The sequence below is a fragment of the Pseudomonas sp. YQ_5 genome (assembly GCF_043103305.1).
Lineage (GTDB): Bacteria > Pseudomonadota > Gammaproteobacteria > Pseudomonadales > Pseudomonadaceae > Aquipseudomonas > Aquipseudomonas putida_Y.
Map to the genome: position 1 here is coordinate 1 of NZ_JBICJS010000071.1, position 13,761 is coordinate 13,761.

The 13,761-nt window shown below is 62.2% G+C and carries 15 protein-coding genes; 6 read left to right on the forward strand and 9 right to left on the reverse strand.

Features of this window, described 5'->3' with window-relative positions:
• Nucleotides 1-86: 86 nt before the first annotated feature.
• Entirely contained in the window at nucleotides 87-2,336 is a 2,250-nt protein-coding gene (locus ACF8EA_RS17180; RefSeq protein ID WP_103444852.1) for an Orn/Lys/Arg decarboxylase N-terminal domain-containing protein, read from the forward strand.
• Here the strand turns inward: ACF8EA_RS17180 and ACF8EA_RS17185 are convergent.
• Nucleotides 2,320-2,538 (reverse strand): hypothetical protein, encoded by a 219-nt coding sequence (locus ACF8EA_RS17185; RefSeq protein WP_003251457.1) that lies wholly within the window; start codon nucleotides 2,536-2,538, stop codon nucleotides 2,320-2,322. The genes ACF8EA_RS17180 and ACF8EA_RS17185 overlap by 17 nt on opposite strands.
• Nucleotides 2,539-2,693: 155 nt before the next feature.
• On the opposite strand from ACF8EA_RS17185, the gene chrR reads away from it, so the two are divergent.
• Complete coding sequence (chrR, locus tag ACF8EA_RS17190) at nucleotides 2,694-3,254, forward strand: class I chromate reductase ChrR (protein ID WP_392522725.1); 561 nt, start codon at nucleotides 2,694-2,696, stop codon at nucleotides 3,252-3,254.
• 68 nt (nucleotides 3,255-3,322) lie between these two features.
• On the opposite strand, the gene ACF8EA_RS17195 is transcribed toward chrR, so the two are convergent.
• The gene (locus ACF8EA_RS17195; protein WP_392522727.1) at nucleotides 3,323-5,395 is read right to left on the reverse strand and encodes a TonB-dependent receptor family protein; all 2,073 of its coding nucleotides are present in this window, start codon (nucleotides 5,393-5,395) and stop codon (nucleotides 3,323-3,325) included.
• A 220-nt stretch (nucleotides 5,396-5,615) separates the two neighbouring features.
• Here ACF8EA_RS17195 and ACF8EA_RS17200 point away from each other — a divergent pair, with 220 nt between their 5' ends.
• Genes ACF8EA_RS17200 through ACF8EA_RS17210 form a run of 3 tightly spaced genes read left to right on the forward strand, consistent with a single transcriptional unit; the run spans nucleotide 5,616 to nucleotide 6,578 of the window.
• Entirely contained in the window at nucleotides 5,616-5,864 is a 249-nt protein-coding gene (locus ACF8EA_RS17200; protein ID WP_003251454.1) for a helix-turn-helix domain-containing protein, read from the forward strand.
• Nucleotides 5,865-5,875: 11 nt separating this feature from the next.
• Complete coding sequence (locus ACF8EA_RS17205; protein WP_392522729.1) at nucleotides 5,876-6,223, forward strand: head completion/stabilization protein; 348 nt, start codon at nucleotides 5,876-5,878, stop codon at nucleotides 6,221-6,223.
• Entirely contained in the window at nucleotides 6,216-6,578 is a 363-nt protein-coding gene (locus ACF8EA_RS17210; RefSeq protein ID WP_021783228.1) for a hypothetical protein, read from the forward strand. The genes ACF8EA_RS17205 and ACF8EA_RS17210 overlap by 8 nt, the downstream gene beginning before the upstream one ends.
• Here ACF8EA_RS17210 and ACF8EA_RS17215 read toward each other — a convergent pair.
• A complete protein-coding gene (locus ACF8EA_RS17215; protein ID WP_392522731.1) occupies nucleotides 6,575-6,955 on the reverse strand; it encodes a helix-turn-helix domain-containing protein in 381 nt (126 codons plus the stop codon). The genes ACF8EA_RS17210 and ACF8EA_RS17215 overlap by 4 nt on opposite strands.
• 179 nt (nucleotides 6,956-7,134) lie before the next feature.
• Here ACF8EA_RS17215 and ACF8EA_RS17220 point away from each other — a divergent pair, with 179 nt between their 5' ends.
• On the forward strand, nucleotides 7,135-7,398 hold the full coding sequence (locus ACF8EA_RS17220) for an ogr/Delta-like zinc finger family protein (protein ID WP_010954906.1): 264 nt from the start codon (nucleotides 7,135-7,137) through the stop codon (nucleotides 7,396-7,398).
• A 90-nt stretch (nucleotides 7,399-7,488) separates the two neighbouring features.
• On the opposite strand, the gene nuoN is transcribed toward ACF8EA_RS17220, so the two are convergent.
• From nuoN to nuoI, 6 genes are read right to left on the reverse strand one after another with little or no spacing between them, the layout of a single operon-like run.
• Nucleotides 7,489-8,958, reverse strand: coding sequence for an NADH-quinone oxidoreductase subunit NuoN (nuoN, locus tag ACF8EA_RS17225; RefSeq protein WP_021783225.1), 1,470 nt, complete (start codon nucleotides 8,956-8,958; stop codon nucleotides 7,489-7,491).
• A 7-nt stretch (nucleotides 8,959-8,965) separates the two neighbouring features.
• Nucleotides 8,966-10,498, reverse strand: a complete 1,533-nt coding sequence (gene nuoM, locus ACF8EA_RS17230) for an NADH-quinone oxidoreductase subunit M (protein WP_392522732.1) — start codon at nucleotides 10,496-10,498, stop codon at nucleotides 8,966-8,968.
• Between the two features lie 40 nt (nucleotides 10,499-10,538).
• Nucleotides 10,539-12,392: an NADH-quinone oxidoreductase subunit L gene (nuoL, locus tag ACF8EA_RS17235; protein ID WP_176682212.1), complete on the reverse strand. Its 1,854-nt coding sequence runs from the start codon at nucleotides 12,390-12,392 to the stop codon at nucleotides 10,539-10,541.
• Complete coding sequence (nuoK, locus tag ACF8EA_RS17240; RefSeq protein WP_003251446.1) at nucleotides 12,389-12,697, reverse strand: NADH-quinone oxidoreductase subunit NuoK; 309 nt, start codon at nucleotides 12,695-12,697, stop codon at nucleotides 12,389-12,391. Before nuoK ends, nuoL begins: the two co-directional genes overlap by 4 nt.
• Nucleotides 12,698-12,700: 3 nt before the next feature.
• Entirely contained in the window at nucleotides 12,701-13,201 is a 501-nt protein-coding gene (nuoJ, locus tag ACF8EA_RS17245; RefSeq protein WP_021783223.1) for an NADH-quinone oxidoreductase subunit J, read from the reverse strand.
• Nucleotides 13,202-13,211: 10 nt separating this feature from the next.
• The gene (gene nuoI, locus ACF8EA_RS17250; protein ID WP_003251442.1) at nucleotides 13,212-13,760 is read right to left on the reverse strand and encodes an NADH-quinone oxidoreductase subunit NuoI; all 549 of its coding nucleotides are present in this window, start codon (nucleotides 13,758-13,760) and stop codon (nucleotides 13,212-13,214) included.
• Between the last annotated feature and the right edge of the window lies 1 nt (nucleotide 13,761).

Genomic DNA, 13,761 nt, shown 5'->3' on the forward strand with positions numbered 1-13,761 from the left:
GCTCGATCTCAGCAACACCCAACACTCAAGGCAGGCACGTCAACTACCCTGAAATGGACGCCATGTCCTTCGGAGGTAGCCGCCTGATGTACAAGGACCTCAAGTTCCCGATCCTCATCGTCCACCGCGCCATCAAGGCCGACAGTGTTGCCGGCGAGCGCGTGCGGGGTATCGCCGAGGAACTGCGCCAGGATGGCTTTGCCATTCTCGCCGCAGCTGACCACGCCGAAGCACGCCTGGTCGCCGCCACCCACCACGGTCTGGCCTGCATGCTGATTGCTGCCGAGGGCGTTGGCGAGAACACCCATTTGTTGCAGAACATGGCCGAGCTGATCCGCCTGGCCCGCCTGCGTGCACCCAACCTGCCGATCTTCGCCCTGGGCGAGCAGGTGACCTTGGAAAATGCCCCCGCCGAAGCCATGAGCGAACTCAATCAGTTGCGTGGCATCCTTTACCTGTTCGAAGACACCGTGCCGTTTCTCGCCCGCCAGGTGGCGCGTGCTGCACACACCTACCTTGATGGCCTGCTACCGCCGTTCTTCAAGGCACTGGTGCAGCACACCGCGCAGTCCAACTATTCCTGGCACACCCCGGGCCATGGTGGCGGTGTGGCCTATCATAAAAGCCCGGTAGGCCAAGCCTTTCACCAGTTCTTCGGGGAAAACACCCTGCGCTCGGACCTGTCCGTTTCCGTACCGGAGCTGGGTTCGCTGCTCGACCACACAGGCCCACTGGCCGAAGCCGAGGCCAGGGCGGCGCGCAACTTCGGTGCCGACCATACCTTCTTCGTCATCAATGGCACCTCCACGGCCAACAAGATTGTCTGGCACGCCATGGTCGGCCGTGACGACCTGGTACTGGTGGATCGCAATTGTCACAAGTCGGTAGTGCACGCGATCATCATGACGGGGGCCATCCCGCTGTACCTGTGCCCGGAGCGCAACGAACTGGGCATCATCGGGCCGATCCCGCTCAGCGAGTTCAGCCCCGAGGCGATCGCTGCGAAGATCCAGGCCAACCCCCTTGCCCGTGATCGTGGGCAGCGCATCAAGCTGGCGGTCGTGACCAACTCCACCTACGACGGGCTGTGTTACCACGCCGGGCTGATCAAGCAGGCCCTGGGTACCAGTGTCGAGGTGCTGCACTTCGACGAGGCCTGGTTTGCCTATGCCGCATTCCACGACTTCTTCACCGGGCGTTACGCCATGGGCACCGCGTGCGCGGCAGACAGCCCGCTGGTGTTCAGCACCCATTCCACCCACAAGCTGCTGGCGGCGTTCAGCCAGGCCTCGATGATTCATGTGCAGGACGGCGCCAGGCGGCAGCTGGATCGGGACCGTTTCAACGAAGCGTTCATGATGCACATCTCTACCTCGCCGCAATACAGCATTCTCGCCTCGCTGGATGTGGCTTCGACCATGATGGAAGGGCCGGCCGGACGCTCGCTGCTGCAGGAGATGTTCGACGAAGCGTTGAGTTTTCGTCGTGCCCTGGCCAACCTGCGTGAGCACATTGCCGCTGAGGACTGGTGGTTCAGCATCTGGCAGCCGCCAAGCGCCGAGGGCATCCCCCGTCTGGCTGCGCAGGACTGGTTGCTGCAGCCGGGGGCGCAATGGCATGGCTTTGCTGAAGTGGCGGCCGATTATGTGCTGCTCGACCCGCTGAAAGTGACCTTGGTAATGCCGGGGCTGAGCGCAGACGGTGTGCTGGGCGCGCGCGGCATCCCGGCGGCGGTAGTCAGCAAGTTTCTCTGGGAACGCGGGCTGGTGGTGGAAAAAACGGGCCTGTACAGTTTCCTGGTACTGTTTTCCATGGGCATCACCAAGGGCAAGTGGAGCACCCTGCTCACCGAGCTGCTGGAGTTCAAGCGCCACTATGACGGCAACACCCCGCTCAGCAGTTGCCTGCCGAGCGTGGGGGCTGCCGACGCCTTACGCTACCAGGGCATGGGCCTGCGCGACCTGTGCGACCAGTTACATGACTGCTATCGCGCCAATGCCACGGCCAAACAGCTGAAGCGGCTGTTCACCCATTTGCCGGAGGTGGCGGTAAGCCCGGCCCAGGCCTATGACAAAATGGTGCGTGGGGAGGTAGAGGCGGTGCCGATCGAGGCACTGCTGGGGCGTGTGGCGGCAGTGATGCTGGTGCCGTACCCGCCTGGCATCCCGTTGATCATGCCGGGTGAGCGGTTCACCGAGGCGACCCGCTCGATCCTTGACTACCTGGCATTCGCCCGAGCATTCAACCAAGGCTTTCCCGGGTTTGTCGCCGATGTGCACGGCCTGCAGCACGAAGGGGGCCGCTACACCGTGGATTGCATCACGGAATGCGCGTGATCTCGACGCCGGAGCGTGCCAGTTCGAAACGGTTATCACCCAGGTGGTTGACCTTGTCGCCGATGGCCAGGCGATAGGTGGTGATGGGGGCGCCCAGCGTGCTGCCGTCGAGTTGCAGGGTGGATTCCTGGAACTCGTGCACGGGGTAGATGCGGCCTTCGGCGTCACGGGCGTGGAATTGGCCGACCATTACTGCTGCCATTTGGGTGGAAACCTCTGAATTACGTAGGAAATGTATGAAGGCATAGACCGTGAAATAGCCTCGGAAGTTTTCGCCCTGCGGAAAAAAACTTAGGCGCCGGAGAACGGTCATCTATAACTACAACGTCTCTTTACCCCGCAAAGGTTGGAATTGCCATGAGCCAGGTGTATTCGGTAGCAGTCGTCGTCGGTAGCTTGCGCAAGGAGTCCTACAACCGCAAGGTCGCCCGCGCACTTACGGAGCTGGCGCCGTCCAGCCTTGCCTTGAGGATCGTCGAGATTGGCGACCTGCCGCTGTACAACGAAGATATCGAAGCCGAGGCGCCACCGGAGACCTGGAAGCGTTTTCGCGATGAGATCCGCCGCAGTGATGCGGTGCTGTTCGTCACCCCGGAATACAACCGCTCGGTGCCGGGCTGCCTGAAAAATGCCATCGATGTGGGCTCGCGCCCATACGGGCAAAGTGCCTGGAGCGGCAAGCCGACGGCGGTGGTGAGTGTGTCGCCGGGGGCTATTGGGGGCTTTGGCGCCAACCATGCGGTGCGCCAGTCGCTGGTGTTTCTCGACATGCCCTGCATGCAGATGCCCGAGGCTTACATTGGCGGCGCGGCGAGCCTGTTCGAGGATTCGGGCAAGCTCAACGACAAGACGCGACCGTTCTTGCAGGCGTTTGTCGACAGGTTTGCTTCATGGGTGAAGTTGAACAGGGCGGTCTGAACTCCAGATCATGATGTGCACAGCCCCTTGCAGGAGCGGGGTTACCCGCTCCTGCAAGGGGCTGTGCGTTAGCGGAAGCTGTAGGCAACCCCGGCGTATACGCCAAACCCTTCGCCCGGTGTCGAACGGGCATTGTCCTTGCCTGCGTCGTTGTAGGCCGGCGTCACGGTCGCTGCATAGCGCTGGTTGGTCAGGTTGCGCAGGTCCAGCCAGGTCTGCCAGTCCTGTTTCGGTGAGTCCCAGCCAACGCGCGCGCCGAGCAAGGCATATTCATCCGCATGGTAGCTGTTGGCGTAGTCCACTTGCACCTTCGAGGCCATTTGCGTGTTGACCCCGGCATAGAAGCCGCTCGGCCAGTCATAGCGCAGCTCGGCCTGGTAGTAGTGCATGGGGATACCGGGCAGACGGTTGTCGCCAAACCTGTCGTCATCACGGTAGTGGAAGTCGCTGAAGGTGTAGGCCTGGCGCACGCTCAGCTTGCCAGTGCCCGCGCGTTCCCACAGGGTGCTGTCGAGGCCGGCTTCAACGCCTTGGTGCACGGTAGCGCTGGCGTTGAACTCCGAGGTGAAGTTCGGCACTACCTCAACGGCCAGCAGTTCATGGCGTACTTGCGAGTAGTACCAGGCCAGGTCCCAGCGGCCGAACGCCGAGTCGCCACGGGCGCCCAGTTCCAGGGTGGTGGCTGTCTGGTTCTGCATTTCGATCGGCTGGATCTGCTTGCCGCCTGTGCTGGGCGCGCTCCAGATCAACGACCACGGGTGTGGCGGCTCTACCGAGCGGCTCAGGTTGCCGTACACCTGCAAGTCCGGGCGAATGTCGTAGCGCAGCCCCAGGCGGGGTGCATAGTCCCAGTCATGCATGCTCACCTTGCCGCCTTCGGCGGGGTAGGTCACGTCACTTTCGCGGCGCGTGTAGATCATGGCCAGGCCGGTGCTCAGCCACAGGTTGGGGACCAGTTCCAGGTCGTTGCCGACATGCAGCACGGTGTCCGAGCCCTGGTAGGTGAAGTCACGGGTGCGCTCGCCGAACACATCGCCATTGCGGGTAAATTGCGAAGCGCCGCTGTTGGGCAGGTGCTTGGTGGTACGCCAGCCGACGGTGGTCTTGCTCTCACGGCCGAACAGGGTGTCGCGGCGGAAATAGTTCAGTGTGCCGCTGACATCGGTGTAGGCGACCTTAAGGCGCATGGGGCCCTCGCGCAGGTCCATCGGGTAGTCGTGATAGACCAGGCCGGCTTCCAGGCGCGCCTCGTCGTCGAGGTAGAAGGTGGTCTTGTTGCCCACCCAGGTGCTGCCTGGCTGCGGGCGGCTGTCGTCGCGGGCCAGATAAGAGGGGTTGGCCGCACGCGGGTGGTGCTTGATCTGGTCTTTGGTGAGGCGCCCGGGCAGTTCGTTTTCAGTTTCCCGGTAGCGCAGGTAGAAGCGGGTTTCCAGGTTGGGGTTGAAGCGGTAACCGACATTGGCGGCAATGCCCTTGGCGCTGCCACTGCTGTGCGCCTGGTAGCCGTCGTATTCCGAATCGGTCAGGGCCACGTAATAGTCGAGATCGCCCAGCACCTGGCCCGAACTGATGTGCCGGTGCTGGTAGCCGCGGCTGCCGACCTCGTAGCGCACTTGCAGTGCAGGCGCGTCGTAGCCGGTGTGGGTGACATAGTTGATCGCGCCGCCCAGGGCCAGGGCGCCTTGGTCAAAGCCATTGGCGCCACGCAGCACTTCGGCACGGCTCAGCCACAGCGGTTCGAACAACTCGTAAGGCGTGCCGCCCGGGCCGGTCAGCGGCAGGCCGTCGAACATCGTGTATACGCCAGAACCATGCGCCCCCGGTGCACGGTTGATGCCCGAGCCGCGTATCGACAACTTGATGCCATCGTTGCCTGCCGATTGGGCGAACACCCCAGGCTGGTAGGCCAGCACGTCTTGGTTGCTGGCCACGCGACCTTGCCCCACGCGCTGCATGTCTATCAGGTTGCTGGCTCCCGGTACTTCACGCAGGCGCTCGCCGGCTGCCGTCAGCTCGTTCTGCTCCTCATCGGTGATCAGCACCCGGCCCAATTCGACCGCGGATGCCCCCAGCGCGGGCTGGGTGGCAGTCAGGGCCGCCAGCAGAGCGAGGCAGGATGAGAGGGGTAAATCGGAACGCATTGTACGACTCCAGGCGAAAGGCGAATGGACAACGGCGTTGAGACGAGCGAAATGCGGCTTGGAGCACGCAGAAAGTCGGCAAATCGTGCACATCCTTCGTCACGCGGTCTTGTATGAAAGTTCTTTACAAACCCCGGCGGTGGAGGCGGGTGGCCTGCGCTTCGTAAGGTGACTGCAGGTAGGCAGTGATGCCCCGCTCAATCACCCGTGGAGTTCAAACATGACTGACAACGCTCGACACTCGCAGCAACCCTTGGCGGACGCCCCGGTTCGTCTGACGCCACGTGAACAGCAAGTGCTGTTGTGGTGTGCTTATGGCAAGAGCTCTTGGGAGATCGGCCAGATCCTTGAATGCAAGGAGTCGACGGTGAATTTTCACGTGTCCAACATCCTGCGCAAATTTGAAGTGCCTACCCGGGTGGCCGCTGTGATCAAGGCCATTCGCTACGGCATGCTGGCCGAGCAGTAAGGGGGTAGCGCATGAGCAACGATCCTCGGCTACCGCGCTTTGCCGATTGCCATGACCCGTTCTGGCCGCGGGTGGATTTGTGCAGGTTGCGGGAGCACCTGCAACTGCCGCGGTCTGTCAGTGAAGCTGCTTTGGAAGTGGCCGCGCGCTGCGCTGCTATCGAGGCAGCACGCGAATTCGCCCGCTGGCGGTCAGCACTGCGAGAGCGGGGTTACAAGCGCCTCGATGATGTAGCCGGGCATGATCATGGGCGTGCCTTGCGGGTGTGCTACATCCGTTTTGTCGAAGCGGCGGTCATGTATAGCCTGGGTTCAACCACCTGCCTGCCTGTTCCGCGCGGAGGGCAGGCCCATGCCTGAGGTATCTGTTTTCGACAGCCTGGCCCCAGCATTGGTGGCGTTCCTGGGTGTGGATGGCGATGTGCTGTTCGCCGCGCTACTGGGAGCATTGTTGGTGAGCGCGGCACGCGATCGATTGATCACGAGTGAGGCCAGGCGCCTGACACTGGCCAAGAAACTGCTGCTGCTATTCGTGACCGTGGGCGTGGGCCATTTGTTCGAGCCACTGGTTTCGTCATTGGTGCCTTTGCTGAGCCGGGGCATGGCGGCATTCGTGGCCGCTGTGGTGGTGATCCCCATCAGCCTCAAGGTCATGGTCTGGCTGGATACACTCGACCCACGCGAACTTATCCAGCGCTGGCGCCGTCGAGGTTAGGCTCTGGCTGCGCCGCCGAGCTCACTCAGTTGCTGTTCCAACTGCTGGATGCGCTGCTTGTCCTTGATGAGCAGCAGGATGGCCTGACGATCGCTGGGCGAGAGCGTGCGTAGCCGTTCGAGCATGTCGCACTCCCAGCCCGCATCACTTGGGGCGGCGGCGTTGTGTTCGGCTTGGCCCAGCAATAGCCAGTCCAGTGAGCATGCATGCTTTTTGGCAATGTCTATGCAAAGTGAGTAAGGAATGCTTTCGCGAACCTTCCAGCTGCTCAGCGTTTGCGGGCTGACCGACAGTGCACGTGACAACTCGGCATCAGTTTGTGCATCAGTGAGAAGCTTAAGGCGCGTGAGCACCGCAGCAAGTCCGTGAGTACTCATAACAAATATCCATGACTGGTTTAATGATATTCCATGGGCTTAAACTACTCGTTATGAATACAGCCCTGCGTTTTAAGGAGCACTTCTGCAGTGAGAACCACCAAATTGAAGAATACACCCACAGTTGCAGCCAATACTGACACACAGGCTAGCCTGAGCAATGCTAGCAGGTACTTGCCGTGAGTACTTACAAGCTGGTTTGCCCGCATTGCCACAGCCGGATGCGTATACGTACTAGCGAAGGGCGCCATATTTTCCTGCGAATCGCTTATTTGCAATGCACCACCGAGGCGTGTGGATGGTCAGTACGCGCTGAATTCGAAATGACCCATGAACTTTCTCCCAGCGGCATGCCCAACCCGGAAGTGTACCTGCCTTCGGCCAATGGTGATTTGCGCAAGGCCGCTTTGCCGGGTGCAGGCCAAGGCAGCCCGAGTGAGTGAGGCACCATTGGGAGCAGGTAACAAAAGGTGCAGATAAAAAAACACCCCGCCTAGGCGGGGTGTTTTCTGTTACTGGGGCTGCCGGGGTGATCAACCGATCAGTTGCAGGCCCGCTTGCTGAACCAGGTCCAGCAGGGGCTGCGGGTACACGCCAAGTACGAAAGCGAGAATGGCGATAGCCAGCAGCATGACGCCGCCGGTGCGTTGTTCCCACTTCAGCGGGGCGTCGTGACGGCGCAGGTTCGGCTCGACCAGGTACAGGGTAACCATGACGCGCAGGTAGTAGTACACGCCGATGGCGCTACCGATCACCAGCGCACCGACCAACCACCACAGGTGCGATTCGACGCCGGTAGCGATGATGTAGAACTTGCCGATGAAGCCGGCGGTCAGCGGGATACCCGCCAGCGACAGCATCATCACGGTCAGTACCGCAGTCAGGTACGGGCGGCGCCAGAACAGGCCACGGTACTCGTACAGTGCGTCGGCGTCGCGGCCGCCGTATGGCGAGGACATCAGGGTGATGACGCCGAAGGCGCCCAGGCTGGTGATCACGTAGGTGACCAGGTACACGCCCATGGCTTCCAGGGCCAGGCCCTTGCTGGCGACCAACGCGATGACCAGGTAACCGAAGTGGGCGATGGACGAGTAACCCAGCAGACGCTTGAGGTTGCTCTGGGTCAGCGCCAGCAGGTTACCAATCAGGATCGAGGCTACGGCAATCACCGCCAGTACAGTGCTGAGCACGCCGCTGCTGGCAGCAGGGGAGAGCATGAACAGGCGTACCACAACGGCGAATACTGCCACCTTGCTGGCGGTTGCCAGGAACGCGGCGACCGGCGCCGGAGCGCCTTCGTACACGTCCGGGGTCCACAGATGGAACGGTACCAGCGACAGCTTGAAGGCCAGGCCGACCAGCATCATGCCCAGGCCCAGCTGGGCCACCAGGCTTGGCATGCTGGTGGTAGCCAGGGCCTTGCCGATCTGGTCGAAGCTCAGGCTGCCGGCGTCGGCGTACAGCAGGGCCATGCCGAACAGCAGGAAAGCCGAGCCTGCGGCCGACAGCACCATGTACTTGATACCGGCTTCCAGCGATCGCTTGTTGAAGAAGGCATACGCCACCAGGCCGTAAACCGGTACCGACAGCAGCTCCAGGCCGATGAACAGGCCCGCCAGGTGGTTGGCGCTGACCAGCACCAGGCCACCGAGGGCCGACATCAGCAGCAACAGGTACAGTTCTTCACGGTTGCCCGGGAAACCCTTGGAGCCTTCGCCGAGGTAGGCGTGGGCGAGGGTGACGCAGGCCAGTGTCGCTATAAGGATGATCGCCATGTACAGGCAGGCGAACTTGTCGATGGTGATCAGCGAGGTGACCGCCAGCGGCGCGACCTTCAGCGCCGGCAAGATCGACAGCAGGGCCAGGTTCAGGCCCACGGTGGACAGCAGGAAGGTCTGCGAGTGGTTGCGCTTCCAGGCGATCGCCAGCATCACCACCACCGTGGTGATGGTGGTGATCAGCATCGGCGCCAATGCGATGAAGTGTTGAGTGGTGAATTCCATAGCGCTCTTACCGGGCCGAAGCGAGTTGAGTGAAAGCGGATCCGAGCCACTGCTGCACACCACTCATGGTGGCGGCAGAGGTGTCGAGGAACGGCTGCGGATACACGCCCAGCAGGATCAGCAATACCGCCAGACCCAGAACCATGATCAGTTCGCGACCGTCCATGCCGGCCAGCACGGTGTCGGCCTTGGCCGGGCCAAAGTAGGCGCGGTGGATCATGATCAGCGAGTACACCGAACCGAACACCAGGCCGGTGGTGGCAATCACGGTGATCCACGGTACGTGCACGAAGCTGCCGATCAGGATCAGGAACTCGCCGACGAAGTTGCCGGTGCCTGGCAGGCCCAGCGATGCCGCTGCGAAGAACAGGCTGATGGCCGGCAGGTAAGCGATGCGGTGCCACAGGCCACCCATCTGACGCATGTCACGGGTGTGCAGGCGCTCGTACAGCTGGCCGGACAGGATGAACAGCGCCGCAGCCGACAGGCCGTGGGCCAGCATCTGGATAACTGCACCTTGCAGGGCCTGCTGGCTGCCGGAGTAGATACCGATCAGCACGAAGCCCATGTGCGAGACGCTGGAGAAGGCGATCAGGCGCTTGATGTCGGTTTGTGCGAAGGCCAGGAAGGCACCGTAGAAGATACCGATCAGGCCCAGGGTCATGGCGATCGGCGCGAACTCGGCCGAGGCGTTCGGGAACAGCGGCAGGGCGAAGCGCAGCAGGCCGTAGGCTGCAGTCTTCAGCAAGATACCCGCCAGGTCCACCGAACCTGCGGTCGGTGCCTGGGCGTGAGCGTCAGGCAGCCAGGAGTGGAACGGCACCACCGGCAGCTTCACCGCGAAGGCGATGAAGAAGCCCAGCATCAGCACGTACTCGATACCGGGTGGCAGCTCGGCCTTGAGCAGGTCGCTGTAGTTGAAGGTGAGCACGCCAGTGGTGTTGTAGTTGACCAGCACCAGGCCCAGGATCGCCACCAGCATGATCAGGCCGCTGGCCTGGGTGAAGATGAAGAACTTGGTCGCCGCGTAGATCCGGGTCTTCTTGCCGTCTGCCGAGCTGTGACCCCAGAGCGCGATGAGGAAGTACATCGGCACCAGCATCATTTCCCAGAAGAAGAAGAACAGGAACAGGTCCAGGGCCAGGAACACACCGACCACGCCGCCGAGGATCCACATCAGGTTGAGGTGGAAGAAGCCGACGTGGCGCTGGATCTCTTTCCAGGAACACAGTACCGACAGCACACCGAGCAGGCCGGTGAGCAGGATCATCAGCAGCGACAGGCCGTCAAGGGCCAGGTGGATGCTGATGCCGAAGCGCTGGATCCACTGGACTTTGTATTCCAGGGCCCAGGCGGGTTCGGCGCCCGGGGCGGGCGCAAGGGTGTAGTCGCCGGTACCCCACAGCCACAGGCCGATGCCAAGCAGCAGGGACATGGTCAGCAGCGCGATCCAGCGCGGCAGGGTGGCGCCGAAGCGCTCACCCAGCCAGCACAGGAAGCCGCCGATGAAGGGGATCAGGATCAGCCAAGGCAAAATCATGACGGGTTGGTTTCCTTTGGCAAAGTCGCAAGATTCATAGTCATACCGCAGCCACTACCACAGCACCGAGCACCAGCACGGCACCCACGGCGATAGAGGCGGTGTACCAGCGCAGTTGGCCAGTCTCGGTCTTGCTCATGGCAACGTGGCCGCCACGGGCCATCCGAGGAATCAGGCCGATGGTGCGGTCAACCGGGTCCTTGCGCAGGATGTGGCTGATCAGCAGGTACGGTTTGACGAAAAGCTTGTCGTAGATCCAGTCGAAGCCCCAGGCGGCGAACCACCAGGCCGACAGGACGCGACCGATGCCACTGTTGGCTACGGCGCTGACGAAGTGGCGCTTGCCCAGGAACAGCAGGGCGGCCAGCAGGATACCGGCGATGGCGATGGCACCCGAGGTGATCTCCAGTGCGTGCTTGGCTTCGCCACCGGCATGGCCGGCGCTTTCCGGCAGCACACCCGCCAGCGGTGGGGTGATCCAGGCGCCAACGAAGGTCGACAGCACGATCAGCACGCCCAGCGGCAGCCAGTGGCTGATGCCGTGGCCAGCGTGGGCTTCGGTCTTGGCTTCGCCGTGGAAGGCGATGAAGATCAGGCGGAAGGTGTACAGCGAGGTCATGAACGCGCCAACCAGGCCGGCATACAGCAGACCGGTGTTACCGCTGGCGAAGGCTTCCCAGAGGATCTCGTCCTTGGAGTAGAAGCCCACGGTCACGATCGGCAGGGCCGCCAGTGCCGCGCCACCGACCACGAAGCTGGCGTAGGCCAGCGGCAGTTTCTTCCACAGGCCGCCCATCTTGAAGATGTTCTGCTCGTGGTGGCAGGCAACGATCACCGCACCGGAGGCAAGGAACAGCAGGGCCTTGAAGAAGGCGTGGGTCATCAGGTGGAAGATTGCCGCGTCCCAGGCACCCACGCCCAGGGCCAGGAACATGTAGCCGATCTGGCTCATGGTCGAGTAGGCGAGGATACGCTTGATGTCGGTCTGTACCAGCGCGGCGAAGCCGGCCAGTACCAGGGTCACGCCACCGACCACACCTACCAGGTGCAGGATGTCTGGCGCCAGCAGGAACAGGCCGTTGGTACGGGCGATCAGGTACACGCCCGCGGTTACCATGGTAGCGGCGTGGATCAGTGCCGAAACCGGGGTTGGGCCCGCCATCGCGTCGGCCAGCCAGGTCTGCAGTGGCAGCTGGGCCGATTTACCCACCGCGCCACCCAGCAGCATCAGTGTTGCCAGGACCATCCAGGTGTCGCCAGCCTGGAACTTCTGCGGTGCCAGAACCAGCAGTTCCTGCACGTTCAGGGTGCCCAGCTGGGCGAACAGGATGAACAGGCCGATGGCCATGAACACGTCGCCGATACGGGTGACGATGAATGCCTTGAGTGCCGCGTTACCGTTGTTGCGGTTGCTGTAGTAGAAACCGATCAACAGGTACGAGCACAGGCCCACGCCTTCCCAGCCGAAGTAGATGAACAGCAGGTTATCGCCGAGGATCAGGAACAGCATGCTGGCGATGAACAGGTTGGTGTACGAGAAGAAGCGCGAGTAGCCGGCTTCGCCACGCATGTACCAGGACGCGAACAGGTGGATCAGGAAACCGACACCGGTCACTACGCCGAGCATGGTGACCGACAGGCCGTCCAGGTACAGGGTGAAGTTCGGCGCGAAGCCATCCACCGACATCCACTGCCACAGCAGCTGGCTGTACGCGCCGCCTTCAGGCGGGGCAACGTTGAATTGCCAGATGACGTAGGCGGCCGTGGCAGCCGACAGGCCTACCGAGCCGACGCCGATCAGGGCGGACAGGTTCTCCGAGAACCGTCCGCGCGAGAACGACAGCAGCAGGAAGCCGATGAGGGGAAAGACGAAAGTCAGGAAGAGAAGGTTCATCCGCGCATCTCACTGGCAGCATCGATGTCGAGAGTGTGGAAGCGGCGATACAGCTGCAGCAGGATGGCCAGGCCAATGCTGGCCTCGGCGGCTGCCAGGCTGATCACCAGAATGAACATCACCTGGCCGTCGGGCTGGACCCAACGGGCACCGGCGACGACGAACGCCAGGGCAGAGGCGTTCATCATGACTTCCAGGCTCATGAGCACGAAGAGGATGTTGCGGCGGACCATCAGGCCAACCAGACCTAAGCAGAACAGGATGCCGGCGACCGCCAGACCATGCTCGAGAGGGATAGCACCCATGATTTACTCCTTCGCCTCGTTGCGGCCCAGGTGGAAGGCGGTGACGGCTGCAGCCAGCAGCAGCATCGACGCCAGTTCGACCACCAGCAGGTAAGGGCCGAACAGGCTGATGCCCACGGCTTTCGGGCCCACGGTGGTACCGCTGATGCCGGCGCCACTCGGGGTGACGAACAGCACGTACAGCAGCTCCGCCAGCAGCAGGGTGCCGAGGATTACCGGCCCGGCCCAGATACCGGGCTTGAGCCAGCCCCGTTCCTGGGCGACCGAAGCCGGCCCGAGGTTGAGCATCATCACCACGAACACGAACAGCACCATGATGGCGCCGGCGTAGGCGATCACTTCCAGGGCGCCGGCAAACGGCGCACCCAGGGCGAAGAAGATCATGGCCACGGAAATCAGCGAAATGATCAGGTAAAGCAAGGCGTGCACGGGGTTGGTGCCAGTTACCACCCGAAGGGTGGAGACCACGGCGATCCCGGATGCGAAGTAGAAAGCGAATTCCATCTTTCTGTCCTTATGGGAGCAAGCTCTTCACGTTGATCGGCTCGGCTTCGTTCTGTGCAGAGCCCTTCGGCTTGCCAGCGATTGCCATACCCGCAACACGGTAGAAGTTGTAGTCAGGGTTCTTGCCGGGGCCGGAGATCAGCAGATCTTCTTTCTCGTACACCAGGTCCTGACGCTTGAACTCGGCCATTTCGAAATCCGGAGTCAGCTGGATCGCGGTGGTCGGGCACGCTTCTTCACACAGGCCGCAGAAAATGCAACGCGAGAAGTTGATGCGGAAGAACTCCGGGTACCAGCGGCCGTCCTCTGTCTCGGCCTTTTGCAGCGAAATGCAGCCAACCGGGCAGGCCACCGCGCAGAGGTTGCACGCTACGCAGCGCTCCTCGCCATCGGGGTCGCGGGTGAGGACGATGCGGCCGCGGTAACGCGGCGGCAGGTACACGGGTTCTTCGGGGTACTGCAGGGTGTCGCGCTTGCGGAACCCGTGGGAGAACACCATTGCCAGGCTGCGCAGCTGGGTGCCGGTGCCCTTAACGATGTCGCCGATATACTTGAACATG

Excerpts from the sequence above, each read along its gene's own strand:
- ACF8EA_RS17180 (WP_103444852.1), top strand. The coding sequence starts at position 87 with ATGTACAAGGACCTCAAGTTCCCGATCCTCATCGTCCACCGCGCCATC.
- ACF8EA_RS17185 (WP_003251457.1), bottom strand. The coding sequence starts at position 2,538 with ATGGCAGCAGTAATGGTCGGCCAATTCCACGCCCGTGACGCCGAAGGC.
- chrR (WP_392522725.1), top strand. The coding sequence starts at position 2,694 with ATGAGCCAGGTGTATTCGGTAGCAGTCGTCGTCGGTAGCTTGCGCAAG.
- ACF8EA_RS17195 (WP_392522727.1), bottom strand. The coding sequence starts at position 5,395 with ATGCGTTCCGATTTACCCCTCTCATCCTGCCTCGCTCTGCTGGCGGCC.
- ACF8EA_RS17200 (WP_003251454.1), top strand. The coding sequence starts at position 5,616 with ATGACTGACAACGCTCGACACTCGCAGCAACCCTTGGCGGACGCCCCG.
- ACF8EA_RS17205 (WP_392522729.1), top strand. The coding sequence starts at position 5,876 with ATGAGCAACGATCCTCGGCTACCGCGCTTTGCCGATTGCCATGACCCG.
- ACF8EA_RS17210 (WP_021783228.1), top strand. The coding sequence starts at position 6,216 with ATGCCTGAGGTATCTGTTTTCGACAGCCTGGCCCCAGCATTGGTGGCG.
- ACF8EA_RS17215 (WP_392522731.1), bottom strand. The coding sequence starts at position 6,955 with ATGAGTACTCACGGACTTGCTGCGGTGCTCACGCGCCTTAAGCTTCTC.
- nuoN (WP_021783225.1), bottom strand. The coding sequence starts at position 8,958 with ATGGAATTCACCACTCAACACTTCATCGCATTGGCGCCGATGCTGATC.
- nuoM (WP_392522732.1), bottom strand. The coding sequence starts at position 10,498 with ATGATTTTGCCTTGGCTGATCCTGATCCCCTTCATCGGCGGCTTCCTG.
- nuoL (WP_176682212.1), bottom strand. The coding sequence starts at position 12,392 with ATGAACCTTCTCTTCCTGACTTTCGTCTTTCCCCTCATCGGCTTCCTG.
- nuoK (WP_003251446.1), bottom strand. The coding sequence starts at position 12,697 with ATGGGTGCTATCCCTCTCGAGCATGGTCTGGCGGTCGCCGGCATCCTG.
- nuoJ (WP_021783223.1), bottom strand. The coding sequence starts at position 13,201 with ATGGAATTCGCTTTCTACTTCGCATCCGGGATCGCCGTGGTCTCCACC.
- nuoI (WP_003251442.1), bottom strand. The coding sequence starts at position 13,760 with ATGTTCAAGTATATCGGCGACATCGTTAAGGGCACCGGCACCCAGCTG.